Origin of the sequence: Haladaptatus sp. W1 (assembly GCF_001723155.1) — an archaeon.
In the GTDB taxonomy this organism is placed as follows: Archaea; Halobacteriota; Halobacteria; order Halobacteriales; family Haladaptataceae; genus Haladaptatus; species Haladaptatus paucihalophilus.
This window is the reverse complement of sequence record NZ_MEIH01000005.1, coordinates 1-26496: the sequence shown is the minus strand read 5'-3', so window position 1 is coordinate 26496 and position 26496 is coordinate 1. Positions and strand designations below refer to the sequence as shown.

At 62.6% G+C, this 26496-nt stretch carries 29 protein-coding genes and 1 pseudogene; 19 read left to right on the top strand and 11 right to left on the bottom strand.

The annotated features are described in order from the left end of the window. Positions 1-502 (top strand): annotated as a pseudogene (locus tag BG842_RS00245) (cytochrome C oxidase subunit I); the annotation flags it as partial. Continuing rightward, positions 499-693: a CbaC protein gene (locus BG842_RS00240; protein WP_069449209.1), complete on the top strand. Its 195-nt coding sequence runs from the start codon at positions 499-501 to the stop codon at positions 691-693. The pseudogene BG842_RS00245 and the gene BG842_RS00240, both read left to right, overlap by 4 nt. Before the next feature lie 169 nt (positions 694-862). On the opposite strand, the gene BG842_RS00235 is transcribed toward BG842_RS00240, so the two are convergent. After that, a complete protein-coding gene (locus BG842_RS00235) occupies positions 863-1099 on the bottom strand; it encodes a hypothetical protein (protein ID WP_069449208.1) in 237 nt (78 codons plus the stop codon). Between the two features lie 145 nt (positions 1100-1244). On the opposite strand from BG842_RS00235, the gene BG842_RS00230 reads away from it, so the two are divergent. Next, entirely contained in the window at positions 1245-1760 is a 516-nt protein-coding gene (locus BG842_RS00230; protein WP_069449207.1) for a PadR family transcriptional regulator, read from the top strand. 86 nt (positions 1761-1846) lie between these two features. Here the strand turns inward: BG842_RS00230 and BG842_RS00225 are convergent, their stop codons facing one another. The 5 genes from BG842_RS00225 to pyrH all read right to left on the bottom strand — a co-directional run bounded on the left by BG842_RS00225 (position 1847) and on the right by pyrH (position 6835). Further along, complete coding sequence (locus tag BG842_RS00225) at positions 1847-2092, bottom strand: hypothetical protein (RefSeq protein ID WP_069449206.1); 246 nt, start codon at positions 2090-2092, stop codon at positions 1847-1849. Between the two features lie 54 nt (positions 2093-2146). Continuing rightward, complete coding sequence (locus BG842_RS00220) at positions 2147-3955, bottom strand: site-2 protease family protein (RefSeq protein WP_069449205.1); 1809 nt, start codon at positions 3953-3955, stop codon at positions 2147-2149. Positions 3956-4027: 72 nt separating this feature from the next. Then, a complete protein-coding gene (locus BG842_RS00215) occupies positions 4028-4318 on the bottom strand; it encodes a hypothetical protein (RefSeq protein ID WP_069449204.1) in 291 nt (96 codons plus the stop codon). Between the two features lie 145 nt (positions 4319-4463). Further along, positions 4464-6119, bottom strand: a complete 1656-nt coding sequence (gene lysS / locus BG842_RS00210; RefSeq protein ID WP_069449203.1) for a lysine--tRNA ligase — start codon at positions 6117-6119, stop codon at positions 4464-4466. Next, positions 6116-6835, bottom strand: coding sequence for a UMP kinase (pyrH, locus tag BG842_RS00205; RefSeq protein ID WP_007976704.1), 720 nt, complete (start codon positions 6833-6835; stop codon positions 6116-6118). Before pyrH ends, lysS begins: the two co-directional genes overlap by 4 nt. Positions 6836-6922: 87 nt before the next feature. On the opposite strand from pyrH, the gene BG842_RS00200 reads away from it, so the two are divergent. From BG842_RS00200 to BG842_RS00185, 4 genes are all read left to right on the top strand, one after another. Next, positions 6923-7720, top strand: a complete 798-nt coding sequence (locus BG842_RS00200; protein WP_069449202.1) for a molybdopterin synthase — start codon at positions 6923-6925, stop codon at positions 7718-7720. A 244-nt stretch (positions 7721-7964) separates the two neighbouring features. After that, complete coding sequence (locus BG842_RS00195) at positions 7965-8216, top strand: hypothetical protein (protein ID WP_069449201.1); 252 nt, start codon at positions 7965-7967, stop codon at positions 8214-8216. 528 nt (positions 8217-8744) lie between these two features. Further along, positions 8745-9698: an AEC family transporter gene (locus BG842_RS00190; RefSeq protein ID WP_069449200.1), complete on the top strand. Its 954-nt coding sequence runs from the start codon at positions 8745-8747 to the stop codon at positions 9696-9698. Positions 9699-9732: 34 nt separating this feature from the next. Continuing rightward, positions 9733-10860, top strand: coding sequence for a site-2 protease family protein (locus BG842_RS00185; protein WP_069449199.1), 1128 nt, complete (start codon positions 9733-9735; stop codon positions 10858-10860). Between the two features lie 35 nt (positions 10861-10895). On the opposite strand, the gene thiL is transcribed toward BG842_RS00185, so the two are convergent. Continuing rightward, the gene (thiL, locus tag BG842_RS00180) at positions 10896-11771 is read right to left on the bottom strand and encodes a thiamine-phosphate kinase (protein WP_069449198.1); all 876 of its coding nucleotides are present in this window, start codon (positions 11769-11771) and stop codon (positions 10896-10898) included. A gap of 80 nt (positions 11772-11851) precedes the next feature. Here thiL and BG842_RS00175 point away from each other — a divergent pair, with 80 nt between their 5' ends. The 6 genes from BG842_RS00175 (at position 11852) to BG842_RS00150 (ending at position 15709) form a co-directional block, all read left to right on the top strand. Beyond that, a complete protein-coding gene (locus BG842_RS00175) occupies positions 11852-12901 on the top strand; it encodes a lysylphosphatidylglycerol synthase transmembrane domain-containing protein (RefSeq protein WP_069449197.1) in 1050 nt (349 codons plus the stop codon). Positions 12902-12972: 71 nt separating this feature from the next. Then, complete coding sequence (locus BG842_RS00170; RefSeq protein ID WP_069449196.1) at positions 12973-13428, top strand: 30S ribosomal protein S19e; 456 nt, start codon at positions 12973-12975, stop codon at positions 13426-13428. A 143-nt stretch (positions 13429-13571) separates the two neighbouring features. After that, on the top strand, positions 13572-13913 hold the full coding sequence (locus tag BG842_RS00165) for a DNA-binding protein (RefSeq protein ID WP_007976725.1): 342 nt from the start codon (positions 13572-13574) through the stop codon (positions 13911-13913). A 1-nt stretch (position 13914) separates the two neighbouring features. Continuing rightward, positions 13915-14514 (top strand): asparagine synthase-related protein, encoded by a 600-nt coding sequence (locus tag BG842_RS00160; RefSeq protein ID WP_069449195.1) that lies wholly within the window; start codon positions 13915-13917, stop codon positions 14512-14514. A gap of 135 nt (positions 14515-14649) precedes the next feature. Continuing rightward, complete coding sequence (gene truA, locus BG842_RS00155) at positions 14650-15441, top strand: tRNA pseudouridine(38-40) synthase TruA (RefSeq protein ID WP_069449194.1); 792 nt, start codon at positions 14650-14652, stop codon at positions 15439-15441. 31 nt (positions 15442-15472) lie between these two features. Next, positions 15473-15709 (top strand): hypothetical protein, encoded by a 237-nt coding sequence (locus tag BG842_RS00150; protein WP_069449193.1) that lies wholly within the window; start codon positions 15473-15475, stop codon positions 15707-15709. Here the strand turns inward: BG842_RS00150 and BG842_RS00145 are convergent. Both BG842_RS00145 and BG842_RS29430 read right to left on the bottom strand, forming a co-directional pair. Next, a complete protein-coding gene (locus BG842_RS00145) occupies positions 15706-17037 on the bottom strand; it encodes a M28 family metallopeptidase (RefSeq protein ID WP_069449192.1) in 1332 nt (443 codons plus the stop codon). The two genes, BG842_RS00150 and BG842_RS00145, sit on opposite strands and share 4 nt — an antisense overlap. A gap of 36 nt (positions 17038-17073) precedes the next feature. Continuing rightward, complete coding sequence (locus BG842_RS29430; RefSeq protein WP_175424046.1) at positions 17074-17244, bottom strand: hypothetical protein; 171 nt, start codon at positions 17242-17244, stop codon at positions 17074-17076. Positions 17245-17541: 297 nt separating this feature from the next. Between BG842_RS29430 and pepF the strand changes: the two genes are divergently transcribed. The 5 genes from pepF to BG842_RS00115 all read left to right on the top strand — a co-directional run bounded on the left by pepF (position 17542) and on the right by BG842_RS00115 (position 23954). Then, a complete protein-coding gene (gene pepF / locus BG842_RS00135) occupies positions 17542-19332 on the top strand; it encodes an oligoendopeptidase F (protein WP_069449190.1) in 1791 nt (596 codons plus the stop codon). A gap of 151 nt (positions 19333-19483) precedes the next feature. Continuing rightward, entirely contained in the window at positions 19484-20707 is a 1224-nt protein-coding gene (locus BG842_RS00130; protein ID WP_007976744.1) for a proteasome-activating nucleotidase, read from the top strand. Positions 20708-21074: 367 nt separating this feature from the next. Then, complete coding sequence (locus tag BG842_RS00125; RefSeq protein ID WP_069449211.1) at positions 21075-22367, top strand: glucose-6-phosphate isomerase; 1293 nt, start codon at positions 21075-21077, stop codon at positions 22365-22367. 114 nt (positions 22368-22481) lie between these two features. Beyond that, the gene (locus BG842_RS00120; RefSeq protein ID WP_069449189.1) at positions 22482-23147 is read left to right on the top strand and encodes a BGTF surface domain-containing protein; all 666 of its coding nucleotides are present in this window, start codon (positions 22482-22484) and stop codon (positions 23145-23147) included. 42 nt (positions 23148-23189) lie between these two features. Further along, entirely contained in the window at positions 23190-23954 is a 765-nt protein-coding gene (locus BG842_RS00115) for a CPBP family intramembrane glutamic endopeptidase (protein WP_007976753.1), read from the top strand. A 27-nt stretch (positions 23955-23981) separates the two neighbouring features. On the opposite strand, the gene BG842_RS00110 is transcribed toward BG842_RS00115, so the two are convergent. Together BG842_RS00110 and BG842_RS00105 are read right to left on the bottom strand one after the other, a co-directional pair. After that, the gene (locus tag BG842_RS00110; RefSeq protein ID WP_007976755.1) at positions 23982-24440 is read right to left on the bottom strand and encodes an NOB1 family endonuclease; all 459 of its coding nucleotides are present in this window, start codon (positions 24438-24440) and stop codon (positions 23982-23984) included. Then, the gene (locus BG842_RS00105; protein ID WP_007976757.1) at positions 24441-24686 is read right to left on the bottom strand and encodes a PRC-barrel domain-containing protein; all 246 of its coding nucleotides are present in this window, start codon (positions 24684-24686) and stop codon (positions 24441-24443) included. A 161-nt stretch (positions 24687-24847) separates the two neighbouring features. Between BG842_RS00105 and infB the strand changes: the two genes are divergently transcribed. Continuing rightward, the coding region (gene infB, locus BG842_RS00100; RefSeq protein ID WP_069449188.1) for a translation initiation factor IF-2 at positions 24848-26496 on the top strand (1649 nt) is incomplete at its 3' end.

Below are 26496 nucleotides of genomic sequence, written 5' to 3'. Positions count from 1 at the left end.
GGACGGCGGCTCTACAGCCGTCCCATCGGCCTGTTTCAGGTCGTCACGTGGTTTCGTCGGGATGGTGCTCATGTCGAACGCGATGCACCGTGCCGGGCTCCTCGGCATTCCCCGGCGGACCGCCGAACCCCAGTACCAGAACTTCGACTTCACGGCGACCATCGGGTCGGTGGCCGAACTCCGCGCGCAAATCGCTATCGGTGCCGCCCTGCTGTTCCTGTCGGTGGTGTTGTTCCTGTTCAATATCCTCCTCTCGTCCATCGAGGACCCCATTGAGATACCGGTCGACGACCGGATTCCCGCACCGCTTTCGGGAGCGAGCGGAAGTCCGGTCGTCCTCGACAACCTGAAACTGTGGACGGCCATCGCGGCCATCCTCGTGATTCTCGCCTACGTCATCCCGCTGGCGAGCATCATCAGGGACGCCGGGCTGTTCGGCAGGACCGTCGCCATCCCGGTGCTGATAGACGGCTTCAACCTGCTAATGGGGGTGATAGCATGAAACTCACAGCAGCCGGTGCTCTCATCCTCGTGGCGATGAGCATCCCGATAGCCCTCGAACTCCGGACGTTCTTCGGGTTCTTCAGTATCGAAGTTCCCATCGTGGTCGTCGCCATCGTGGAAGCGCTGTTCGTGCTCGCCGTCCTTGCCGTGTACGACGGGAGCAAGCGGGCGTCCAGAGCAAGCCACTGAGCCACCGCTGGGCGGCTCAGTGTCGGTCTGACGGACCATCGAACCCAGAACCATCGGAATTATCGAAATCGTCGTTCGACCGCTCGCCGTCCTCTTTCTGTCGTTGTCGTCGAAAAAAGAGGGACGACCGCTCGCGGTCGTCCGTTCTCGAAACCGCGTCGCGTCGTGTTCAGTGACCCCGACCGGCCATCCGGCGCTCGAACACCTTCGAGGCGAGCAGGACGAATACGACGAGCGACGTGCCCGACAGGAGCGCGACCGCGGTGTTGGCCGAGATCAACACCGAACCGCCGCCCGTGGACAGGAGTGCGTATCCCGCGACTCCCGTCAGGGCGAGTCCGAGGACGGTGAAGACACCGAGCGCGATTTTGATGGGGTCGATCCGAGTGCGGAGTGTCAAAGACATGGTACGGTTATACCTACTTCTCGACAGCTAATCAAATTGGATTCCGATTCTCACGGCGTGAAAATGGAATTACGACCCAAGCGTCCGACCGGATAGTACGTCGGCGTGAAAAAGCTTTCAAAATCACGACTTAAATCCCCACCCGATGCGGAAAAGTGGCCCGCCGAAAGGCCTGATATCGTACCTCGTGCTCGAACTTCTAGACGAAAAACCGCGGTACGGGTACGAGATACTGAAAGAAATACGCGAGATAAGCGGCGGCCACTGGGAACCGTCCTACGGGTCGGTGTACCCCATTCTCTACAAGTTCGAAGACAAGGGATGGACCGAACGAATCGAGCGTGAGGACGAATCGGACCGGAAATATTTCAAGCTGACCGACGAGGGACGCGACGAACTCGACGAGAAGCGCAAGGAAAGCGGAACGAAAGCCCGCGAGTTCGCCGACGTCATTCTCGGCTTCTATCACGTCTACGTCTCCTTTGCGACCGATGACCGGTTCGAAGTCGAAAGTCCCGAGGGAGAATGGCAGTTCGACGAGACCTTCAGTTCGTGGATCGTCGAGCAGATAATCCGCCACCACGAGCGCGACTTTGGTGACTTCGAGCGCATCCCCGACACGCCCGAGGAGTTCTACGAACGGATGGGCCTCGAAGACTGACCGGTCGGCGATTCGACGCTCGCCGCTCTCGTTTCTTCCCGTTCGTGTTTTCCCCGCTCTCGTTTCTTCCCGTCACCGACCGCCCTTTAGTCCGCGTGACTGCTGTCCGTCGATTTTTCGCCGCCGTCGATTGTCGGCGGCGTCTCCCCGAAGTACGACTGCAGTGCTCCTTTCACGCCGAAGTAGACGGACGTGACGAGGATGAACCAGCCCCCGAACACGAATCCGAGCAGTTCCAGTAGCGACATGTCGTCGTCAAGCGCGACGGGAACGGTAAATCCGACGATTGCCGCGCGGGTTGGACGATGGAACCGACGAAAAACGGTGGACACGAACCGATGGAAAACAGCGGACAAAAAGAACCTGACTCGTCGGCGAGTGCGCGATTAGCCCGACAGCAGGCGCGGCCCGAACACCATGAGGATGAGGCTGGCGAGCATGACCAGTCCGACCGTCGTCGTTATCATCGTGGTCACCTGCCGTCCCTGTTTCGTCGGGAGGCGCGAGACGATGGCTTCGGCACCCATGCGGAGGATGTGTCCGCCGTCGAGCGGGAACGCCGGGATGCAGTTGAAGAAGCCGAGGTTGAGATTTATCCACCCCGTCCAGAACAGCACGTTCGCCAGCAGGAAGGTGCCGCCGCCGAGGGCCGACAGCGGTCCCTGAACGACGTAGAAGTTGCTGTTCCAACCGACGAAGCCAGCGAAGTTGTAGCCGACCGGCATCGAGAGGCTCGCGAACGGGAGCAACAGCGTGCCCGCGATACCGAGCAGGAACGTCGTCAGCGGTCCGCCGCCACCGCCGCCGAACACGGAGATGAACTGCCCCGACACGAGGTCGTGGAACGTCCCCGCCGGGTAGAGTCGGGTTCCGAAGCTGCTCACCGAGATTCCCGAGACGCCGGGCGAGACGAGGATGCCGACGATGGCCTTCCCGTTGCCGTTGTCCTTGAGCGTCACGTCGTAATCGTGTCGAACGTAGGTTCCGCTCTGGTTGACGTAGGCTTCGACGCTCACGGTTTGGCCCGCCTCGTACCCGTCGAGGGTGTCGCTCAACTCGCTGCTGTTGCCGATTCGCTTGTCGTTTATCGACGTAATGACGATGGCGTCCCCGGACTGCAAGTCCGTCTGACTGGCGATGGGGCCGTCCGCCTGCACGGTCGAGAGCGCCCCGACCGGACCGCTCACCTGCTGTCCGTTCACGGTCAGGGTGGCGATGTTTTCGCCCGCGAGTTGCCGACGCAGCGTGCGTTCGGTGTACACGGACTGTCCGTTGGCCGCCGTGATGTTTCCTCCCTTCTCCGCACCCGCCGCGAACGGAGAGCCCTGTGCGACGCCGGTGATGAGCAGGCTGCGCTGAATCGTGGTCTCGCGTTCCTCGCCGTCCCGGTTCAGCGTCACCGACACGGACCGACTCTGGATGTCGGCGAGTTTGTCGTTGAGGTCGCCGTTGCTCTCCACGGCCGTCCCGTTGACGGCGACGATTCGGTCACCGCGCTGGACGTTCGCGGTGTCCGCCGCGGACCCCGGGAACACCCCGCCGACCGCCGCGCCCGAGGCGACGGAAATCGAGGCCATCACCGGGCCGAAAAGGAGCAGGAAGGCGATGATGGTTATCGCGAAGTTGTTCGTCACACCCGCCGCGAACATGCGGCTTTGACTTCCCCTGTCCGCGTCCTTTCTGCTCTCCTCGTCCGGCTCGACGAACGCGCCGACCGGGAGGAACGCGAGGAGTGCCAGCCCCATCGACTGGATTTCGATGTCTTCGACGCGGCAGAAGATGCCGTGGCCCCCCTCGTGGACGACTAACCCGATGAGGAGGCCGAGCAGGATTTCGGGGGCAACCGACAGCGGCAGGAAATCGTTGACGCCCGGGATGACGAGCACGTTCCGGGGCTGAGTAACCGCCGACGGTGCGGGTGGATTTTGCACCACGACGATGGCCTGCACGACGAGCAGGAGGAAGGTCCCGACCATCACGACGAGCGCGATTCCGAGACCGAAGTTCCCCCACGCCCGCCAGAACCGTTTCGGCCGTGCGAGGCGGTCGATGAGTTTCTTTCCTCGTTGCGTGTGAAGGGTCAGCACCGGCCCCTGCATGCCGATATAGGAGGGCAGCATATCGTTCGCCCGTAGTCCAAGCAGGATGAACCAGTAGGCGGCGAGTCCGAGGAGGACCCAGAGGAGCGTATCCATTGGTGAAACGAATGGGGCCGTCGCTCAAAGGCGTTTGGGAACGAACGTGAAAAAATTTCGGACGGTACTCCGTTATTCCGCGGTCTGCCAGTCTTCTTCGAGTTCCTGCTGCTCTTCGTCCGTACCGCTCCGTTTCTGCTGGAGCTTTCGGACCGCGGCGAGTCCGGCGGCGGTGCCACCGAGGACGGCCGCACGGCGAGCGAAGGTACGAATTTTGCTGCCGCCCTTCGTCTCCTCGACGTCCGTCTCTTCCGCTGTTTCGGTTTCCGTTTCTGGTTCCTCGGCCGTCTCGACCTCGGATTCTTCGACGAGTTCGGTTCGCTTCAACGCTGGCTTCTCTAGATTGAGTTCTATCAGGGCCATGATATTATATCGGTTTAGTCGTTGACGTGATTGGTCGTCAATCCGACTCTACATTGTTTCGTACGACTGGGAGGTACTTTGTTATGTCCTTGTTAGTCGGACGTAATAGGGTACTACCTGCCAATCAACTTAACTCTGTTGGCAGCTAGCGTTCGCGGCGCAGACGCCCTAAGACGAACTCCTCGTCCAGATTCGAGAGGAACGGACCGAGTTTCGGTCCCTGTTCCTCGCCGAAAAAGAGCTGATAGCCCACGCCGAAGAAGTCGCCGATGTCGATGTCGTGGCGCTTTGCGGTCTCGTAGATTTCGCCCTGAATCTCCTCGCCGTCGTGGCCCGCTTCGATGAAATCCGCCAGTTCCGACAGTGCGGCGTCGGTCTCGGTATCGAGGTCCACGTTCGGCATCTCGGTTCGCTTCAGGTCGTAGTCGTACTCGTTGCTTGTCCGCTTCGCCCACGCCTCCGCCTGTTCGACGCGTGCGAGGGCGGCCTCGACGGCCCACTCCGGCGCGTCGTCCGGGATGTGGCCTTCGCGCCGCGCGATTTCCTCGCGGAGTTCGGGGTCGTCCGTCATACCCAAGATGGCGGCAAAGGTGTACGGGATGCGAATCCGCTCTTCCCGCGGGTCCGCTACGACCATCGGGTACACCCGTTCGGCGAGCGCCTGTTCGCGCTCGTCGGCGTCCTCTTCGCCGAAGTAAATCCGCTCGAAGCGGTCGAACTCGTCCACCAGCAGGTCGAGGCGGCCGATGTCGAAGTCGCGCGCCTTGCTCGGGTCCTTGGTGAAGAAGTAACGCAACACCTCGGGTTCGAGCAGTTCCAGCACTTCCGAGACGAGCACGATGTTCCCTTCGGAGGAGGAAAACGGCTTCCCGTTCAGCGTGAACCACTCGTAGGTCATCGGCACCGGCGGTTCGAAGTCCATCACGTTGCGGGCGATGTCCTCGCCACTCGGCCACGAGCCTTCAGCGTGGTCCTTGCCGAACGGTTCGAAGTCCACGCCGAGCGTCTTCCACTGGGCTGGCCACTCGAAGCGCCACGGGAGTTTCCCGTCGCGGAGGGTCGCCGTCCCCTCGTGTCCGCAGCCGTCGATAACGCTGTCGCCTGCCTTCAGGTCGGTGCAGACGTACTCGACGGTGCCCGCGTCCACGTCGAACGCCGTCACCGTCTCCGTCACCTTGCCACACTCCTCACAGATGGGGTTGAACGGGATGTACTCCTCGTCCACCTTGTCCTGATACTCCGCGAGCACCTCGCGCGCTGTCTCGGCGTTGTGGAGGAGGTCGCGGGTCACGTCCTCCAACTCGCCGGACGTGTACATCTCGGTGTTCGACATCACGTCGATGGGGACGCCCAGTAGGTCCGCGCTCTGCTGGATGAGGTTCGAGAAGTGCTTCCCGTAGGAGTCACAGCAGTCGAACGGGTCGGGGATGTCGGTGTACGGTTTTCCGAGATTGCGCCCGAGCGCTCCGGCGTTCACGTCGCCCAACTCGACGATGTTCCCCTCCAAGTCGGCGAGTTTTCGTGGGAGCTTTCGGAGCGGGTCGCGGTCGTCGGCGGTGAACACCTGTCGAACTTCGTGGCCTCTGTCGCGGAGCACTTCGGCGACGAAGTAGCCGCGCATAATCTCGTTGACATTGCCCAGATGGGGAACGCCGGACGGAGAGATACCGCCCTTGATCGTGATGGGGTCCTCGGGGTCCCGCGCCTCGATTCGGTCGGCCACCTCGTCGGCCCAGAAGACGTGGTGGTTTTCCTCGTCCACCTCGTCGCGGTCGTCGGTCGGTGCCGTCCCGGCGCTCATTCTTGTACCCAGTAGGTCATCTCGTCTTCCGCTCCCTCGGGGATGATGTCCGTACCGGTGTGGTCCCCGTTGAGGACGGCATCGGCGATTCGCTCCGGTTCAGTTCCGTCGAGGACGATGGTTCGAACGCCGGAGCGCCCGATGAGTTTCGCGGCCAGCAGGTCCACGGGTGCGGAACTGCCCGCGGTCATCTCGAGGTCGGCGATGACGTCCACGAGTTCGCTCGCGGAGAGTTCGTCGTACTTCGTCGCGTCCGCGACCTCGTTCGGGTCGTCGCTGTACACGCCGTTCACGCTCGTCGCGTAGACGAGCAGGTCGGCGTTGGTGTACTCGGCCAGCGCGGCGCTCACGGCGTCCGTCGTCTGGCCGGGCATCACGCCGCCCATGACGGCGATGTCGCCGCGATGCATCGCGGTCCCCGCCTCTTCGTACGTCTCGGCCGGACTCGGCGCGGCCTGCTCGCCGAGCGCCGCGATGAGCAAGCGAGCGTTGAGTCGCGTCACGTCGATTCCGATATCGTCCAGTTCTATCTCGTTCGCGCCGAGGTTCCGCGCGGTTCCGATGTACTCCCGGGCGACGCCGCCGCCCCCGACGACCGCGCCGATAGTACACCCCTCCGTTGCGAGCGATTCGATGACTTCGGCGTGTCCGCGCACTCGTTGAGACTCCAGGTCCGGCGCGAGCACACTACCGCCGATAGAAACGACCACCTTCATGCTATCGCCGTCTTACCCGGACGCGGCCTTAAGCGTTCTCAACTTCCGACCGAAGGATAAAAGCGACTCGCTCCCGCCTGTACGTTCATGATGGTAGTGGGTGTCGTCGGCGACGAGGCCGATGCCGTCGCCGACCGACTTGCCGACCGATTCGCGGACCGAGGAAGAGTGGGAACCGTCCAGCACGAATCGCACGACTCGGAGGTTCCCGAGCCATCGGACGCTTCGAGCGCCGAGACCGCGTTCGAACTCGATGCCGACGGCTGGCGAGCACGCGGGGAAGACAAATCCGTGACCGACGTTCTCGATACGCTCGCACCGACACACGACTACGCCGTCGTCACCGGATTTCCGAACGCCGACCTGCCGACCGTCGTCCTCGGCGATGCGGACCACGCGGGCACGACCCTCGTCCGCGCGGACGGTCCCGCGGAACTCGACGTCGAAGCGGTCGCGGACGAACTCGAAGCGACCGAACCCTACGAGACGCTCGAATCGCTGGTCGCGCGGGCGAAACGCGATCCGAAGGCGGAGCGCTCGGGTGCCATCACCACGTTCACCGGACGCGTTCGGGCGAAGGACTCGGACGAGGACACGCCGACCGAATTCCTCGACTTCGAGATGTACGAGGGCGTCGCGGACGCCAAGTTAGACGCGATTCGCTCCGACCTCGAAGCGCGAGACGGCGTTTTTCGGGTTCTCATGCACCATCGAACCGGTCGTATCGACTACGGTGAAGACATCGTGTTCGTCGTCGTGCTGGCCGGACACCGCGACGAGGCGTTTCGGACCGTCGAGGATGGCATCAATCGGTTGAAAGCCGAGGTACCGATTTTCAAAAAAGAGGTGACGCTCGACGAGCAGTTCTGGGTTCACGAGCGATAACGACGGAAAATTGTCCCTATTCTGTCCACTTTCCTCCCTTTCGGATAGCAAGCTCTTTTCTCGGAAATAAAACGCGAGAAGTGATTTTAAACTTTTAGAAGCGATTAGAGGCGGCCGTAAAACGTCGTTTTTTACCCGCGTTCACGCTACTTTGCGTTCAATTCTCCTAAAGATTCCCGAAACTACCCTAAGCTTCCTCCCTTTATAACATATCCTCGCTCCATGGTGAAACCGGAGTCAGCACATGAGCGCTACCACCCAAGCCGCCACCGAAAGCCCTGAACCGGAATCCAAGGAAGCCTGCCTCAAGCAGTACCTCTGCGAGAAAGCGAGCGATGGCGAGCTCTACTTCAAGAGCAAGTTCATCGCGGACGAAGTCGGCCTCTCCTCCAAGGAGATCGGCGCGCTGATGGTCAAACTGACCGACTGTGCCGAACTCGAAGTCGAGAAGTGGTCGTACACGAGCGCGACCACGTGGCGCATCGCTCCCGCGTAACTTCGGCTCACCGCTCCCCGCGTGCGCCCCGCAATCCCTGACCTCCCTCCGAATCTCACACCCACAACCCCCAACCTGAATCAACCCCGAACTCCACCACAGCCACACCCTCCATCCCCAGAACACCCGTCACAACGACGCTCCGTCACCCCACATCGCAACCTGATCAAAAACTCCGCACCCCCGAAACACTCCACACCCGCCGAATCGCTCCCCGAACTCGCAACCTCCCCCACCGTCCCCCGAACCGATTGCCCCTCGGTTCACGACCTGAAACGGTCCCCGTCCGCTGTCCCGAGTCTGCCACGCACGCCCTCCCTCTTACTCATCCCCTTCACTCCGCTCTACTTCTTACTCGTCCCCTTCACCCCGCTCTCCTCCGTTCCCTGCATTCCTTCCCGCCCGTTCCGTTCTCGTCATCTCTCCTCGTTATCTCCCTCCTGCCGCCTCTCGATGTTCCACCTCCTGCCGCCTCCCGCTTTTCCGCCTTCGACGCTTTTGTAGTCGCCCGCTGTTTTCGTTCGACCAGTGTCACTCCTCTCCGCGTTGACGTCCGCGATTTTGCCCGTTCTCGCCGTTGCCGCCGTCGGATTTCTCCTCGGGACCGTGCGCGACATCGAGGTGAGCGCCCTCGGAACGGTCACGATTTACGTTTTGACGCCCGCGCTGGTGTTCCACAGCCTCACGACCTCCTCGCTCGGCGGGGAAACGGTGCTCACGCTCGCCGCGGGTGTGTTGGTCTTCACGGTCGGCATGGCCGCCGTCGCGGAACTGGTCGGCCGTGCGCTCGGCGAGACGGAACCCGTCCTCGGCGCGCTCGTCCTGTCGAGCACGTTCCCCAACGCGGGTAACTACGGGATTCCGCTCTCGCAGTTCGCCTTCGATGGCGTCGGGCGGAGTACCGCAATTCTCTACATCGCCGCCCAGTCGGTCTTGACCTACACCCTCGGCGTCTACATCGCTTCGCGCGGCGACGAAACCTCGAACCTCGCCGCCGTTCGGGAGGTGTTCAAACTCCCGCTCGTCTACGCTGTCCTCGCGGCCGGAGTCGTCCGGTTCCTCGGCGTCGTCCCGCCCGCCGACTCGGCGATGATGAGCACGCTGAAACTGACCGGCGACGCCGCGATTCCCATCATGTTGCTCATGCTCGGGATTCAACTGGCGAACACCGACTCGGGGGCGGCCGTGGCACGCGTCGGCGTTTCGAACGTCTTGAAGCTCGTCGTGGCCCCGGTTTTTGCCGTCGGCGTGGTCTTCCTGCTCGGGTTTTCGGACGTCACCGTCGCACGCGTGTTCGTTCTCGAATGTGCGATGCCCGCCGCCGTGACGCCGCTCATCCTCTGTATCGAATACGACCACGGGTCGAGCGGGAGGCTTTCCGGCCCGGAGTACGTGAGCACCGCCATCTTCGTGAGCACGCTCGCGAGCGTCCCGGTCCTGACGCTCCTCATCGCCATCCTGCAGTCCGGCGCCGTCGTCTAGGGGTTTATACCCATTCGTTCCGTAGTAGGACCGAATGGCTTCAACGGAGCCGCCCGAGGCAGGTCCCTCACTAGAACGGTTACGCTCGGTGTTTCGGGTGTACGACGTTCGAACTGATGGCGAGCAGTTGGTTTATTACGGGGAACCCCTCGTCACCCAAGAGCGACTGATGCAGACCGTCTGGCCGCTCTTTCGTGAACAGGGATACGAGGTCTCGCTTTCGACGCGGATGGGGGAGTACGTCCTCGTCGCCGAACCCGTTCACCTCGGCCCGAACGGGGTTCCGTGGAAGAACGTCGTCCTGTTTCTCGCCACCGTTCTCTCGACGCTGTGGGCGGGGACGCTGTGGTACCACGTCAATCCCGTCTCGAACCCGGTCGGGGCCGTGATGACCGCGTGGCCGTTCACGTTCGCCGTCATGGGCGTGCTCGGGACTCACGAACTGGGTCACTACGTCATGAGTCGTTACCACGGTGTGGAGGCGAGTCTCCCGTATTTCATCCCCGTTCCGCTTTCTATCATCGGAACGATGGGTGCCGTCATCCGGATGAAGGGCCAGATGCCCAACCGAAAGGCGCTCTTCGACATCGGCGTCGCCGGCCCCATCGCGGGCCTCGTTGCGACCGTCGTCGTCACCGCGGTCGGTTTGACGCTCGACCCCGTGACCGTCCCGCAGTCGGTCATCAACAGCGCGAACACCATGGAAGTGCAGTTCGGCTACCCGCCCCTGCTCAAGGGCATCGCCGCCGTGATGGGGCAACCGCTCACCTTCGACGACCCGTCGCGGTCGGTCAACCCGGTCGTCATCGGCGGGTGGGTCGGCATGTTCGTCACCTTCCTCAACCTCATCCCGGTCGGCCAACTCGACGGTGGCCACATCGTTCGCGCGATGATTGGCGAGCGCCAGGAAAGTATCGCGGCCCTCGTCCCCGCGATGCTATTCGGCCTCGCCGCCTACGTCTTCTACGTCCTCGACGTGAGCAACGCGACCGTGCTGTGGGTCATCTGGGGCTTCCTGTCGATGTTCTTCGCGTACGTCGGCCCGGCGAACCCCGTCAACGAGGACGGCCTCGATGCGAAACGGATGGCGATCGGAATCCTGACCTTCATCGTCGGAGTCCTCTGTTTCACGCCGGTTCCCATCGAGATAATCGGTCCGTAGACTAAATCAGATAATCAACCCGGTGACTGAATCATTCACTCCCCGTGCGTGTAGCCGCGGTCGGGAAGCGCCTCGTCGTCCAGTTGAATCCCGTCCTCCGTCACCGACCCGACGACGGAAATCGGCGTCGGCGATGCCTCCCGCGCGTCCTCTACGGTCTCCTTCGGCACGGTGAACACCAGTTCGAAATCCTCGCCGAAAAAGAGGCTCAGGTCGCGCTCGTCGTCGGCGTCAGTTGCGACTTCTCGGACGCTGTCCGCGACGGGAATCGATTCGCCGTCGAGTTCGAACCCGCACTCGCTCGCCTCCGCGAGTTGGTGAACCGAGCGAGCGAGACCGTCGCTCGAATCCATCATCGCGGTTGCGAACGGCGCGAGCGCTCGTCCGGCGGCCACCCGCGGTTCGAACCGGAACAGTTCGTTCGCCCGCTCGATTTCTCCCGCTTCGAACAGTCGGAGCGCCGCCCCGCTCCGTCCGAGCGTGCCGGTCACGCACAGCGCGTCTCCCGGCTCCGCGCCCGAGCGTAACACCGGGTCGTCGGTTTCCCCGAGCACCGTCGTCGACGCCGTGAACTCCTCGAAGGTGTCCAGGTCGCCGCCGACGTACCGCGCGCCGACCGACTCGCACACGTCGCTCGCACCCGCGACGAACGATTCGAGGTCGTCGGGGTCGAACTCCGGTGCGGCGTAGACGGCGACACCCGCGACTGCGTTCGCGCCCATCGCGGCGACGTCGGAGAGCGAGGCACCGACCGACCGCCAGCCAGCGGTGTACCGCGTCGTCGCGTCGGGGAAATCCGTCGTCTCGTGGAGCATGTCCGTCGTCAGCACGTGTCCATCGATGACTGCCGCGTCGTCACCCGCGTCGGAGAGGGTTCCTTCGAGCAGACGGAGCGCGGCCCGTTCGTCCATACCCGACGTTTTCTCACGGTGGGGAAAAAGACGAACGGTCTTCGTTGGCTTCAAGCCACCCGCGCGTTATTGGAAAGTTGATGCGTCTCGACCTGGGTGACGTGCAGACGATTCTCGTCGGCTTCGTAGCCGCGCTTGCCGTCCTGCTAGTCATCTTCTTTCTCGCCGGTATCGACGAGGTGATGGCCACGCTCTCGATGGCCGACGGTCGCGTTATCGTGCTCGTCGCCGTCGTCGCCCTCGGATGGCTCTTCGCGTGGTCGATGTCGCTTCGGACCGTCCTCGGCGTCCTCGGCATTCGTATCACCGTCCTCCGCTCGTTTTTCCTCTACGCGGGAGCGACGTTCGCCAACAACGTCACGCCGTTCGGGCAAGCGGGCGGCGAACCGTTCGCCGCGCTCCTCATCTCGCGGACGACGAACGCCGATTACGAGTCGAGTCTCGGTGCCATCGCCAGCGTGGACTCCATCAACTTCGTCCCGTCCATCTCGTTCGCGCTGGTCGGCGTGGTCTACTACGCGACGGTGCTCACGCTCGGCGATACGGCGGTGATGATAGCGCTGTCCATCGTCGCACTCGCCGTCGCGGTTCCGACGGTCGCGGTCGTCGGGTGGCGAAAGCGGGATACCGTCGAGCTGACCATCGCAACGGGCGTCGTTCGGGTCGTCGGCTTTTTCGCTCGGTTCGTGCCGCCGGTTTCCCCGACGACGAAACCCGCGGTGGTCCACCGACTCCGCGGGTTCTTCGACGCCATCGAACGGGTCGCCGGAGATCGCCGTAAACTCGCGCTCTCGGTCTTCTTCTCCGCGCTCGGGTGGCTTCTGTCCTCGGTCTCGCTGTGGCTGTCGTTCTACGCGCTCGGCTACACCGTCCCGTTCGCCGCCGTGTTGTTCGTCGTCCCCATCGGGAGCATCGCGGGTGTCGCGCCCCTTCCGGGCGGCCTCGGTGCGCTCGACGCCGCATTAGTCCTCTTGCTCGTCCCCATCGCCGGGGTTTCGGTGGCGACGGCGAGCGCGGCGGCGGTCATCCACCGCGGCGCGACCTACCTGCTCCCCATCCTCATCGGTGGCTCTACCACCGCGATGCTGGAAGCCGACAACGCGAGTACCGGCAGCGTCAGGAGCGATTGACGGGGAGACGCCCGCTCCCGTTTGAACTCTGTAACGATGGCTTTAAACGCCGCCGCACGGAAATCAGTCGTATGACGACGCTCTACGACGTTCCGGCGGATGCGCTTATCGACGCGCTCGCCGACGAACTTGAGGATCGATTCGACCGACCAGACTGGGCCGAATTCACCAAAACCGGTTCCCAGCGCGAACTTCCCCCCGAACAGGAGAACTTCTGGCACATCCGTGCGGGGAGCCTCCTCCGAAAGGTCGCCATGAACGGTCCCATCGGTGTCGAGCGCCTCTCGACCGAATACGGCGGCAGCAAGGGCGGTTCGAACCGCTACGCCGTCGCGCCGAACCACCGCTCGGACGGCAGCAAGAAGGTCATTCGCACCATTCTCCAGCAGCTCGAAGAGGAAGACCTCATCCAGTCCAACGAGCACCGCGGCCGCGAAATCACGGCGGACGGCCGAAGCCTCCTCGACGACACAGCTGGCGAAGTCCTCTCGGACCTCGACCGACCGGAACTCGAACGCTACGCATAAACTGAGTACCGTCTTTTTCGGTTGCCGTTTCTCCCCGGCCAACCACTCGTTTTCCGACGAGTCGTGCGTCCGCTCTCGGTTCCCCGCGGGACGGACGCCTCCGTAATTGTTTTTGGTCGTGCGCGGTAAACAACCGATAAGGCATGAGTGGAAGTCCCGACGATGACCGACTCGAAGAGCTTCGAAAACAGAAGATGGAGGAGCTACAGGACCAAAAACAGCAGGAGGAGGCCCAACAACAGGCCCAACAGCAGGCCGACGCACAGAAACAGGCGCTTCTCCGCCAGTACCTCACCGACGGTGCGCGAAAGCGACTGAACTCGGTTCGGATGAGCAAACCGCAGTTCGCGGATCAAGTCGAACAGCAGATACTCGCCATCGCACAGAGCGGCCGTATCAACGGCAAAATCGACGACCAGAAAATGAAGGAGTTGCTCCGAGAGCTGAAGCCCGACAAGAAGAGCTTCAACATCAAGCGCCGCTGAGATGGACCTCGGACTCCTCTACAGCGGCGGCAAGGATTCGACGCTCGCCGCCCTCTTGCTCGCCGACTTCTACGACGTCACCCTCGTCACCGCCCACTTCGGCGTCACTGACGACTGGAAAAACGCCCGTGACACCGCCGAAGCGACCGGATTCGACTTCGAAGCGGTCGAACTCGACCACGACGCCGCGGTGACGGCGGTTGAACGGATGGTCGAGGACGGCTACCCGCGGAACGGCATCCAACACGTTCACCTCCACGCGCTGGAAACCGTCGCCGCGATGGGCTTCGACGCGATAGCGGACGGTACCCGCCGCGACGACCGGGTTCCGACCGTCTCGCGCGCGCAAGCCCAAAGCCTCGAAGACCGCCACGACATCGACTACATCGTTCCACTCTCCGGGTTCGGTCGCGGGGCGGTCGACCGCCTCGTCGCGGCGACGCTCGACGTGGAATCCGGGCCGAGCGACGAGATTCGAAAGGCCGACTACGAGGCTGAACTCCGGACGCTCCTCGCACGCGAACACGGCGCGGAAACCATCGACGAGGTGTTCCCTGCCCACGAACAGACGTACGTTACGGGATTTACCGAGCGGCGTTAACTCGGATTTCTGACTATATTTTGTCGATACGCCGTTCGAACGTCGCTCCTGTGTTTCGGTACGCGTTCTCAACGAGTTCGTGAACGCGCGGTAACATCCGACGAACTATACCCTCGGATTGTGTATAGATTGGCGATGCGTGCCTTTCGAGTCGCCTATGACGGCCGCCCGTTCTACGGATTTCAGCGCCAGCCGGACGTTCCGACGGTCGAGGATTCGCTGTTCGAATCGCTTCGTACCCTCGGCGTCGCGGACAGGGTGCCGGACGGCTACGCCGCCGCCGGACGGACGGATTCGGGGGTGTCCGCCCTCGCACAGACGGTCGCGTTCGAGTGTCCCGAGTGGCTCACGCCGTCGGCGTTCAACAGCGAACTTCCGGCCGAGATTCGCGTCTGGGCCAGCGCCGACGTCGTTCCCGCGTTCCACGCAACTCACGACGCCTACTACCGGGAGTACGTCTATCACTGCTATGCACCTCGTGCGAACCTCGGATTGGCGAAGGAGGCGTCCGACCGCCTCTCGGGGGAACACGACTTTCACAACCTGACGTCGGACACCGAGGGGACGGTCCGGGACCTCGACATCGACGTGGTGCAGGATGGCGAGTACCTCGTCTTCACGTTCCGGGCGGGCGGTTTCGCCAGAAACCTCGTTCGACGGGTCGTCTCCTTGATTCACTCGATTGCGACCGGCGACGCCGAGATGGAGAAAATCGAGACCGTCCTCTCATCGGAACCGCTCGACGGGAGAGCGGGCGTCCCGTGTGCGTCGGCACACCCCCTCTATCTAGCCGACGTGGGGTACGACTGCGAGTTCTCGGTCGACGGCGCGGCGGTAAAAAGCGTCCGCGACGTGTTCGGCGACCTCCGCGTCGAGCGGCGGACGCGGAGTCGTGTAACGCGGGATATTTGTCGCGGCGTGGAATAATTTTATACTTCTTTTCGTCTTTTCTGTGTCTATGGTTAACGATGAGCTGCTGTGGGAGGTAACGACGGATATCGTGCTCGGGATAGTGGCCGTCCTTCTCGGACAGGCACTCGGCGGCATCGCGGCGAGCGTGTTCGGATTCCTCGGTGTCCTTCTCTACGCGCTGTTCGCCCTCGGTTCGCTCATCGTCGGCGTCTATCTCGTCGTCCGCGGACTCGGAAAGCTCGTCGAGGAAATCGTCCGGCGCGAAGTCAGGTTCCGCGCTTAGTTCCAGCCCTCCGGCCAGATTCCCGCCGCCCGCATCCCCTCCTCGTACTCCTGTTCTCTGAGGTTCGCCACGATGTCCTCGGGTGTCGGTCTCGGAATCTCCTCGCGTGCGGCCACCTCTTGGACCAGCAGTGCCGCCAGCATGGCGTGTTCGCGGAGGTTGCGGTCGTCCACCTTGTCCCGCGTGTCGGCGTGGGTGTGCCCCCAGCCACGGCCGCGTTCGCCGGGTGCACTGCCGTCCGGTTCGCTGTGCAGTTGCAGCGCCGGAACGCCCGCCTTCAGGAACGGCCAGTGGTCGCTGAAGGGGTGGACACCCTCCTGGAGCAGTATCGGCTGATTCGCCTCCTCGGAGACGGTCTCGACGACCGACCGCATCGTCTCGGAGCCGTGGAGGTAGGCGCGCATGTCGCGGAACCGCCCCGCGCCGTCAACGTTGACGACCGCTCGGACTCGTTCGGTATCGAGCGACTCGACCAACGCCTCGCTTCCCAGCAGACCGGTTTCCTCACAGCCGACGCCCGCGACTCGGACGCGCGTGTCGAGGTCCAGTTTCGAAAGTAGGTGGGCCATGACGACGACGACGGTGATGCCACACCCGTTGTCGAGCGCCCCTTCCGCGATGTCGTGTGCGTCAAAGTGGGCGACGACCACGACTCCCTCGTCCGTCTCGGGACCGAGTTCGGCGACCGCGTTGTGGCTCGTTCCGGGTTCGGTGTTCGCGTCCACGACTAGCCGCGCCGTCGCGCCCGTCTCCGCGTACTCGGTCAACCACGCGCCCGACTCCTTGCTGACGCCGACGGCCGGAACCGCGGCCTCGTCGCCGAAGGTGAGCGAACCGGTCGGCGGCAGCTGTCCCGGCACGTGATTGTGGAAGACGAACCCCTCCGCACCCGCGGCGGCGGCGTGGCCGAACTTCTCCATCCGATGGATGAACCGACTGCCTTTCGGCGTCGTCGTGCTAGCGACAGCTATCTTCCCGGCGACGTCCTTTTCGTCTATCTCCTCGGGCATGCCGTGACCAACGTCCACCAGTTCGCCCCGCACGTCTCCGGCGAGCGAGTACGGAAGCGCGATGGTTTCGAAGGACCGTTCGACCGGTTCGGTCAGGGCGAGTTCCGCAGACCCGCGAGTCCAGCAGTTCATGTCGAACGGTTCGATGTGTGGGTTGCGCGCCCCGGCCCGCTCGAACCCCTCGACGACCAACTCCGCCGCTCGCCGTTCGCCGGGATGACCGCCCATCCTGTTTTCGAGTTCGGTCAGTTTCGTCAGGAATTCCCATGGGTAGTCGTCTGTCCACGCATCGCCAAGCGCACGTTCGACATTGCTCATACGATGAGACGTGTTGCCACGGGTCAAAAAGGTACGCTACAGCTCACGTCTCGTCCCCGCTCGCTCCGCCTCTACCGATATTTGCGCGGGTATCCCCTCGTCGCTCCCGGGAACGAAGTCAGCCACGAGTCCTTCCTCCGAGATGTCCACTATCGGATAATGGCCCGTCGGTTTGATTCCCACCCGCACATCGAGTCCGACAGTCACTGTCCCATAGCGGAAATAATTACGTTTGAATGTTTTGTCATTGGGTTGTTTCAGCTCCACCTTCCGCACGAATATATACTTTAGGATGTACTATTGGAATAATTCTCACAAACTGGCATTAAAAGTCGAAGTTCACTGTTCTGACTTCACACCACTCGACCAGCGCGACGAGTGAGGACTTCCGAAAGCGACGACGGTTCCGAACCGTGACCGAGAACGCCCTCGTTTTTCGGTTCCGTCCCGGAATCGAATTCCGAATAACAAAGCCTTACAGTCTCGGTTTTCGTACATCGGACTATGAGTTCTGTTCCCGAACGGAGCGATATTGATGCCCAATACAAGTGGGATTTGGAAAGTATCTACGCGACCGACGAGGAGTGGGAGGAGGCGTACGAGGACGTCGAAGAGCGACTGAGCGAGTTGGAGGCGTACGAGGGACAGGTGACGGACGACGGCGAGACGTTGCTCACCGTGCTTCAACTCTCCGACGAACTCGGACGCGAAGTCTCCATGGTCGCCTCCTACGCTCGGATGCGGAGCGACGAGGATACGTCCGATCAGGAGTATCAGGCGCTCGCCTCGCGCGCCCAGTCGCTCGCTTCGCGCGCCGGGAGCGCGACGAGTTTCATCGAACCCGAAATTCAGTCGTTGGACCGCGAGGAACTCGACCGGATGATAGCGGAGACGGACGGGTTGGAGACGTACGAACACGCCTTGGACGACGTGATTCGGATGAAAGAACACACCCGTTCGGCGGAAATAGAGAATTTGCTCGCGGAGTTCGGCGAGGTCACGGGCGCGCCGAACGACATCTACAGCATGCTCTCGAACGCCGACATGACGTTCCCGACGGTCGAGGACCCCGACGGGGAGCCGGTCGAAATTACCCAGAGCAACTTCGTCAACCTCCTCAAAAATCCCGACCGCGAGTTCCGCCAGACGGTCTACGAGAACTACTTCGACGAGTGGAGCGACGTCCGAAACGCGGTCGGCGCGGCGTACAAAAACAGCGTCAAAGCGGACGTGAAATACGCGCGCGCTCGGAACTACGACACCGCACGCGAGGCGGCGCTCGACGGGCCGAACGTCCCCGTCGACGTGTACGATAACCTTCTCGACACCGTTCGGGACAACCTCGACAAACTCCACCGACACGCGGAACTCAAGCGTCGGAGCCTCGGCGTGGACGAACTCCGGATGTGGGACGTGTACATGCCGATGACCGACACCGAGAGTCCCGACCTCGACTACGACCAAGCGGTCGAGTACGTCGTGGACGCGGTGGGTGCGCTCGGCGACGATTACCAGTCGCGCGTCGCGGAGGGTATCGAGTCCCGCTGGATAGACGTGTACGAAACCCAAGACAAGCGGAGCGGTGCCTACAGCGGTGGGACGTACGACACCCAGCCGTTCATCCTGATGAACTATCAGGACGACATCTCCTCGATGTACACGCTGGCCCACGAACTCGGTCACTCGCTTCACTCCCAGTTGACGAGCGAATCCCAGCCGTACACGTACAGCAGTTACGAGATATTCGTCGCCGAAGTCGCCAGCACGGTCAACGAGGCGCTGTTGACCCACCATCTCCTCGAAACGGTCGAGGACCCCGACTTCCGACGACACGTCCTGAACGAGTACCTCGAACGATTCCGCTCGACCCTGTACCGGCAGACGCTGTTCGCCGACTTCGAGTATCGGGCCCACCAACTCGCGGAGGACAACGAGGCGCTCACCCCCGACCGGTTGGACGGTATCTACGGCGACCTGAAACGCGAGTTCTACGACCCCGCCGTCGTCGACGACCGAATCGAGCGTGAATGGATGCGGATCCCGCACTTCTACCGCGCGTACTACGTCTACCAGTACAGTACGGGTATCAGCGCCGCCGTCGCGCTGGCGGACAAGATTCTGGAGGAGGGCGAACCCGCCGCCGAACGGTACCTCGACTTCCTCAGCAACGGGTCGCGCGAGTATCCGCTCACCCTGCTCCAAGGCGCGGGCGTCGATATGAGTTCGCCGGAGCCGATTCAGCGCGCACTCGACGTGTACGGAAAACGGCTCGACGAGATGGAAGAACTCATCTAACCGCCGCGGAATCTCGGTTTTTCATCGTTCGGCTTCTCGTCACGCGTACGTCTCTCGGCGAGGCACGCCGATTTCCCAACCGATACCAATCTTCTGTATCGCCCGCGACCCAAAGGCACTTTTAATGTGGTCCCATACGCTTGAACAAGAAATGTCACGCAGCCCATCCGTCCCGGACCGACCAACGCTCGAACTGGACCCCGAGATGTCCGACGAGGAGCGCCTGTCCGCGCTCAAGGAACATTTCACGGACATCACGAAGGTCAACCAGAAACTGCGTGAGCGCGTCGATGCCGCGGCCGAGCGACGAGACGATCTCGCAAACGAGGTCGACCAACTCCAGCGTGAAAACGAGATGCTGAAGACGACCTCCCTGTACGTCGCGACCGTCGAGGACGTGACCGAGGACGGGGTTATCATCAAGCAACACGGCAACAATCAGGAGGTGCTGACCGACGTGGCGGTGCAACTTCGGGAGGACATCGAGGCTGGTGACCGCGTCGCCGTCAACGATTCGTTCACCATTCAACGGTTGTTGGACACGGAAAAGGACGCACGAGCGCAGGCGATGGAAGTGGACGCATCGCCGACCGTCTCGTACGAGGACATCGGCGGCATCGACGAGCAGATTCGGGAGGTCCGCGAAGCCGTCGAGGAACCCCTCGTCAACCCCGAGCAGTTCGAAGCGGCGGGTATCGAGCCGCCGAGCGGCGTCCTGCTCCACGGCCCGCCGGGAACCGGGAAGACGATGCTGGCGAAAGCGGTCGCCAACCGGACCGACGCCACGTTCATCAAGATGGCCGGGTCCGAACTCGTCCAGAAGTTCATCGGTGAGGGCGCGAAACTCGTCCGCGACCTCTTCTCCCTCGCGGCGGAACGCGAACCCGCGGTCATCTTCATCGACGAAATCGACGCCGTGGCGTCCCGCCGAACCGACTCGAAGACGTCCGGTGACGCCGAGGTCCAGCGCACGATGATGCAGTTGCTCTCGGAGATGGACGGCTTCGAGGACCGCGGCAACATCCGCATCATCGCGGCGACCAACCGCTTCGACATGCTCGACAGCGCCATCCTCCGCCCGGGCCGCTTCGACCGCCTTATCGAAGTCCCGAACCCGACTGTGGAGGGTCGCCACCGCATCCTCGAAATCCACACCGGCGACATGAACCTCGCCGACGACGTGGACTTCGACCGCCTCGCCGACGAGACGGAGGGCTTCAGCGGTGCGGAAATCGAGAGTCTGACGACCGAATCCGGCATGTTCGCCATCCGCGACGACCGGTCCGAGGTGACCATGGCGGACTTCGAGGGCGCGCTCGAAAAGATGGAAGCGGGCGACAAGTCGTCGGTGCCGAACCTGCGGTACGCGTACTAACACCCACCTTTTGCTGCACGAGAAATCGCGGCGGTGCCGCGATTTCTCGCTGGCAAAATCTGGACCAAAACCTCGGTGCTCCCTTCGAGGCACTTCGTGCCTCTCCGGTCCGCGCTGAGTCCGTTCGCTTCACTCACGGGGAACAACGAAGAACCCGCGGTTGTGTCGTCGGCCTATTTCTGACGGTTGTGAAAATACGGGTTTCTGGCGGTCGTGTCGGTGGCTGACTCTGGCGGTTGTGAAAATTCGAGAAACGACGACGTTTGTCGACGATTCCCTCTCGACGGAAAATCGACCTGCCATCCGAGAACTAGTTTCCCGCGTCGAAGGAGGTGTCTTTTTCACGTCCGACGGTGCGGAGTTTCGTATGCGAGTAGACCTCGGCAACGCCCTCGACTCCGTTGCCTCGCCCGGCGTCTCGCGCGATGCACTCTCCCGTTTGGACGAGCGCGTCGCCGACGCCCACGAGCGAATCGAAACCGGACGAGCGAACGACGAACACGGCTACGCGGCTCTGAACCTCCCGGAAACGACGGATACCGACGAAATCCGATCCGCGGTCGAACCGTTCGCCGACGCCGAGACGGTTTTGACGGTCGGTATCGGCGGCAGCGCGCTCGGTGCGGCGACGCTGGCCAACGGTCTCGACTCCGACGTGGACGCCTACTTCCTCGATAACGTCGACCCGGAACACGTCTCGGCCCTCCTCGACCGACTCTCGCTTTCGGACACGGCCGTCAACGTCGTCTCGCGCTCGGGCACGACGGCCGAGACGTTGGCCAACTTCCTCGTCGTCCGCGACGCGATGGAGTCCGCGAACGTGGACTGGACGGACCGCACCTTCGTCACGACGGGCGAAGAGGGGAACCTCAGGAATCTCGCCGACCGACACGACCTGCCCGCGCTCGACGTTCCCGACGGCGTTCCGGGTCGCTTTTCGATGCTCTCGACGGTCGGCTTGGCGTGTGCCGCCATTCAGGGTCACGACATCGATGCCGTTCTCGACGGGGCGCACGCCGAGGCGGACCGGCTTGCGGGGTCGCTGTTCGAGTCGCCAGCCTACGCCTACGGTGCGGCCACCTACGCGCTCGATGAACGCGGCGCGGGCATCAACGCGATGATGCCCTACGCGGAATCGCTCGAAACGTTCGCGGAGTGGTTCGCGCAGTTGTGGGCCGAGAGCCTCGGGAAGGACGGACTGGGCCAGACGCCGGTGCGGGCGCTCGGTGCGACCGACCAGCACTCGCAACTCCAACTGTACCGCGCCGGACCCAGCGACAAGATGGTGACGTTCGTCCGACCGACGGAGCGCGCCGACCGGTCGATTCCGGAAACCGACCTACCCGGTCTCGAATATCTCGGCGGCGGCAGTTTGGGTTCGCTCCTCTCGGCCGAGTTCGAGGCGACCGAAGCGAGCCTCGCGGCGTCGGGACAACCGAACGTCCGCCTCGAAATCGACCGCGTAGACGAGTACGGACTCGGCGAACTCTGTTACTGTCTGGAAGCGGCGTGCGTCCTCGCGGGCGAACTCTACAGCGTCGAGACGTTCGTCCAACCGGCGGTCGAGTGGGGTAAGCGCGCCGCTCGCGGCCTTCTCGGTGGCGGCGACTTCGAGGAAGCGGACGAAGTTGCAGAAAAATCGACCCTTACCGTGGAATAGCGGCGTTCACAAAGCATTTACCGACCCGCAAACTTTCATCCTATATCCCTTGCGTCGAACCCTGAACGGCGCATTTTCAGTATGAACAGGCGACATTTAATTCGGATGGTGTTTGTGGCAATCGTCGCTCTCTCGACCGTCTCGGGCGTGACGAGCGCACGCGGCAGTACCGCTCTCGATGCGACGGGAAAAACCCCGCTTAGCCACGACCAAACGACCGCGAACAACAGTTCGGTTTCGATTTATCACGAGGATGTTCCTCTCGTTCTCAATGCTGCAGGCAATCAGTCTATCCGTGGAAACACGACGCTCGACCCCGGCACGGAGCTCGAAATGCAGATTCACGCCACGAATCGGTTCTTCATGTCAAAATCGATGACGGTGGCGTCCAACGGCACCTTCGCCGCGACGTTCAACTTCTCCGAGTACGAACCCGGCACGAAGTTCGGCGTCATCGTCGGCCGTCCGCAAAACAACTCGACGGACGTCGACGCGCTGACCGTCGTCGATGGTGTCCTCCGAAACCGGACGAACGAGTCGGTACAGCGTTCGACGACCACGGCAACCGACACCACCGAAGCCGCGACGACGACCTCGACCACCGCCGCGACGGACGGATCTGACGCGGCCGCCAACACAACTCGGACGACGAGCACCGAAACCGAGATGGCGGCCGAGGCACCGACCGAGAGTGAAGGACAACCCGGATTCGGCGTCTTCGTCGCCGTCGTCGCCCTCGTGGGTCTCGTCGGACTCGGTTTCGTCCGCCGAATCGACTGACCGGTCGGAGCACATTTACCGCCGGGGATACATTTTTTCGGTATGGAAGACGGTACCGCGGCGGGGGTCGGCGAGTCGTCTCCCCCGCGTTCGTTCGAGGGGATGGTGCGTGCAGTGCTCCAAAGCGGCGCGCTCGGATTCTCCGGATTGCTCGCCATCTCCATCTGGGCGTCGATACTCGTCTCGCTGGCGGGCGGTGAGAGCGTCGGCGTGATGGTACGCTCCGCGCTCAGCATCGTTTCGCTCGGCCTCGGAACCGGCACCGTCGCGCTCGTATTCCTCCGCGTACGGGGAATCGGTCGCTCGTATCTCGATTTCAAACTTCCGACCCGGCGCGACGTCGGCTACATCGTCGTGGGGATACTCTCCATCTTCGTCCTGATGTTCATCCTCTCGTTCCTGCTGACCGAACTCGGCATTCGGACGGCCAGTCACAGCGTCGAGCAACAGGCGAAAAGCGGCAACCCGGACATCCTGTTGCTCTTCGTCCCCCTCTCGTGGCTCGTCATCGGGCCGTGCGAGGAACTGCTGTATCGAAACATCATCCAAAAGTCGCTGTACGATTCGTTCTCGGACTACGGAGCGGTCGTGGTTGCGAGCGTCGTGTTCGCGCTGGCGCACGTGCTCGCCTACGCGACGGGTTCGACGCCGCTCGAACTAGCGGGGACGCTCGTCGTCATCTTCTTCCTCTCGCTCGTCCTCGGAACGGTGTATCTGAAAACGGATAACCTCACGGCGTCGGCGCTCGTCCACGGGACGTTCGACGCCATCGTGTTCGGCGTGATGTATCTCCAGTTTGCAGGATAAATCCGGTTACTCGTGGTCTCCGCTCGGTCAGTTGGGATTCTTTCGTGAGAGCGGGCTGCCACAAATCGGGCACCGGTCTTTCTTTTCGTCGAACTCCCGACCGCATCCCGAGCACTGGAACGACCAGTCGCGCTGTTCCTCGATACCGTCCTGTGCGATGACTTCGACGGAAACGTCCAATCGGTCGGCGACGTTCTGCATCGCGTAGTCGTCGGTGACGAGGGTCCCATCCAGTTCGAACGCGGACGCGACGAGTCGGATGTCGGTGTCCGAAAGCACGTCCAAGTCGCCCGTGTGGTCCGCCGCTCGGCGTACCTTCTCGACGGCATCGTCTCGTGGGATGTGAATGTGCATTCCCGAACCCTCCATGGCGTCGAACCGGAAGGCGTGTTCGCCTTCGAGTTCCTCCTGAACCATCGGAATCGACGCTGTCTGTTGGGTGGTGTGATACTCGTTGATGAAGGCTGAGGAGTCTAAAACGTACATTTACCGCTGAACGACGATGTAGTCTTTAACCGCTTGCACTCGGTTTACGGGTAGTTCGAAATGACCGTCCTCGTTCGTTTCGAGGTCGACGGTGTCGGTATCGAGCTGTTCGTCGGGTTCGACGACGAGGCTGGACAGCCCCCCCGTCTTCAGGTTCATGGTGATGTTGTAGAGCATTCCCAGTTCCGTACCGTCCGAACCCATGACGGCCTTTCCCGAGAGATTTTCCGCGAGTATGCTCGGCATACGAGGTGATTACCGACCGCTACTACATAAACTCCACGGGGAGTAGCCGCCCGCTTCGAATGAATTCGAGGCGAATCGGTGGACGGCCGGACGAGCGTGGCGATGGAGTTAAATGCCGTGCGGGGCTGTTCTGTGATAAGAACTTCTCCCGGGTGGTAGGTATGTCGGACACAGATACACACGAAACGGAAACTCGATCCCTCAGGACTCCCATCGTCGCAGTCCTCGGTCACGTCGACCACGGCAAGACCAGCCTGCTCGACAAGATCCGAGGCTCGACGGTCATCGAGGGCGAGGCGGGAGCGATTACACAACACATCGGCGCGACGGCCGTGCCGCTCGACGTGGTGTCGAAGGTCGCCGGGAAACTGGTCAACCCGGACGACTTCGACCTACCGGGGCTGCTCTTCATCGACACCCCGGGTCACCATTCGTTTACGACCCTTCGGTCGCGTGGTGGCGCGCTGGCGGACATCGCCATCCTGGTGGTGGACGTCAACGACGGCTTCCAGCCACAGACGGTGGAGGCCATCAACATCCTCAAACAGTCACAGACGCCGTTCATCGTCGCCGCGAACAAGATAGACACGACGCCGGGGTGGAACCCCGAGATGGACGCCCCGGTCCAGCAGACGTACGAGGCCCAGAGCGACCGCGCGCGCTCGACGCTCGACAGCAGCCTGTACGAACTCATCGGCGAACTCAGCGACGCGGGCTTCTCGGCTGACCTCTACTGGCGCGTCCAGAACTTCCAGAACAACATCGGCGTCGTCCCCGTCAGCGCCGAGACGGGCGAGGGCGTCCCCGACGTGCTGACGGTGCTGATGGGTCTGGCCCAGCGCTACATGCGCGAGGACATGGAAATCGACGTGGCCGGGCCGGGTGCCGGAACCGTCCTCGAAGTCAAAGAGGAGAAGGGCTTCGGGACGACCCTCGACGTGGTGCTGTACGACGGCACCGTCCGTGCGGACGAAACCATCGTCGTCGGCGGGATGAACGAACCCATCGTGACGGACGTTCGCGCCCTACTGAAACCGCGACCGCTCGCCGAAATCCGAACCGAAGACCGGTTCGAGAAGGTCGATTCCATCGCGGCGGCGGCCGGGGTGAAAATCGCGGCACCGAATCTGGACGAGGCGATGGCGGGTGCGCCCGTCCGCGTCGTCCGTGACCGCGAAATCGAAGACGTCATCGAGGAGGTCCAAGCCGAACTCGCGGAAGTCGAGGTCAGCACGCAGGAGGAGGGCATCGTCGTGAAAGCCGACACCCTCGGAAGCCTCGAAGCCATCGTGAGCACGCTCGAAGAGGAGGAAATACCGGTCATGCGCGCGGAGGTCGGCGACGTCGCCCCGCGCGACATCCGCTTTGCGACGACCGCGGACGAGCCGAAACACCGGACCATTCTGGCGTTCAACGTGGACGTGCTCGCCGACGCCGCGGACGAAGCGGAACAGCGCGACATCCGACTGTTCGACAGCGACGTCATCTACCAGCTCATCGAGGAGTACGAGGAGTACGTGGACGAGATGGAGCGCGCCCAACAGCAGACCGTCCTCGACAACATCACCCGTCCGGCCCGCTTCCGCATCCTCGAAGACCACGTGTTCCGACAGAACGACCCCGCCGTCGTCGGCGTCGAGATAATGTCCGGAACGGTACGGAACAACTCCTTCGTCGCCAAGTTCGAGGCGAACGAACCGAAACGCGTCGGTACCCTCAAGGGAATTCAAGAACAGGGCGACGACGTGGACGAAGCCCGCGCGGGAAGCCGCGTCAGCGTCGCCATCGACGGGCCGACGGTCGGCAGGCA

Coding starts and splice junctions, on each gene's coding strand:
- BG842_RS00240 (WP_069449209.1), top strand. CDS start 499: ATGAAACTCACAGCAGCCGGTGCTCTCATCCTCGTGGCGATGAGCATC.
- BG842_RS00235 (WP_069449208.1), bottom strand. CDS start 1,099: ATGTCTTTGACACTCCGCACTCGGATCGACCCCATCAAAATCGCGCTC.
- BG842_RS00230 (WP_069449207.1), top strand. CDS start 1,245: ATGCGGAAAAGTGGCCCGCCGAAAGGCCTGATATCGTACCTCGTGCTC.
- BG842_RS00220 (WP_069449205.1), bottom strand. CDS start 3,955: ATGGATACGCTCCTCTGGGTCCTCCTCGGACTCGCCGCCTACTGGTTC.
- BG842_RS00215 (WP_069449204.1), bottom strand. CDS start 4,318: ATGGCCCTGATAGAACTCAATCTAGAGAAGCCAGCGTTGAAGCGAACC.
- lysS (WP_069449203.1), bottom strand. CDS start 6,119: ATGAGCGCCGGGACGGCACCGACCGACGACCGCGACGAGGTGGACGAG.
- pyrH (WP_007976704.1), bottom strand. CDS start 6,835: ATGAAGGTGGTCGTTTCTATCGGCGGTAGTGTGCTCGCGCCGGACCTG.
- BG842_RS00200 (WP_069449202.1), top strand. CDS start 6,923: ATGATGGTAGTGGGTGTCGTCGGCGACGAGGCCGATGCCGTCGCCGAC.
- BG842_RS00195 (WP_069449201.1), top strand. CDS start 7,965: ATGAGCGCTACCACCCAAGCCGCCACCGAAAGCCCTGAACCGGAATCC.
- BG842_RS00185 (WP_069449199.1), top strand. CDS start 9,733: ATGGCTTCAACGGAGCCGCCCGAGGCAGGTCCCTCACTAGAACGGTTA.
- thiL (WP_069449198.1), bottom strand. CDS start 11,771: ATGGACGAACGGGCCGCGCTCCGTCTGCTCGAAGGAACCCTCTCCGAC.
- BG842_RS00175 (WP_069449197.1), top strand. CDS start 11,852: ATGCGTCTCGACCTGGGTGACGTGCAGACGATTCTCGTCGGCTTCGTA.
- BG842_RS00170 (WP_069449196.1), top strand. CDS start 12,973: ATGACGACGCTCTACGACGTTCCGGCGGATGCGCTTATCGACGCGCTC.
- BG842_RS00165 (WP_007976725.1), top strand. CDS start 13,572: ATGAGTGGAAGTCCCGACGATGACCGACTCGAAGAGCTTCGAAAACAG.
- BG842_RS00160 (WP_069449195.1), top strand. CDS start 13,915: ATGGACCTCGGACTCCTCTACAGCGGCGGCAAGGATTCGACGCTCGCC.
- truA (WP_069449194.1), top strand. CDS start 14,650: ATGCGTGCCTTTCGAGTCGCCTATGACGGCCGCCCGTTCTACGGATTT.
- BG842_RS00150 (WP_069449193.1), top strand. CDS start 15,473: ATGGTTAACGATGAGCTGCTGTGGGAGGTAACGACGGATATCGTGCTC.
- BG842_RS00145 (WP_069449192.1), bottom strand. CDS start 17,037: ATGAGCAATGTCGAACGTGCGCTTGGCGATGCGTGGACAGACGACTAC.
- pepF (WP_069449190.1), top strand. CDS start 17,542: ATGAGTTCTGTTCCCGAACGGAGCGATATTGATGCCCAATACAAGTGG.
- BG842_RS00130 (WP_007976744.1), top strand. CDS start 19,484: ATGTCACGCAGCCCATCCGTCCCGGACCGACCAACGCTCGAACTGGAC.
- BG842_RS00125 (WP_069449211.1), top strand. CDS start 21,075: ATGCGAGTAGACCTCGGCAACGCCCTCGACTCCGTTGCCTCGCCCGGC.
- BG842_RS00115 (WP_007976753.1), top strand. CDS start 23,190: ATGGAAGACGGTACCGCGGCGGGGGTCGGCGAGTCGTCTCCCCCGCGT.
- BG842_RS00110 (WP_007976755.1), bottom strand. CDS start 24,440: ATGTACGTTTTAGACTCCTCAGCCTTCATCAACGAGTATCACACCACC.
- BG842_RS00105 (WP_007976757.1), bottom strand. CDS start 24,686: ATGCCGAGCATACTCGCGGAAAATCTCTCGGGAAAGGCCGTCATGGGT.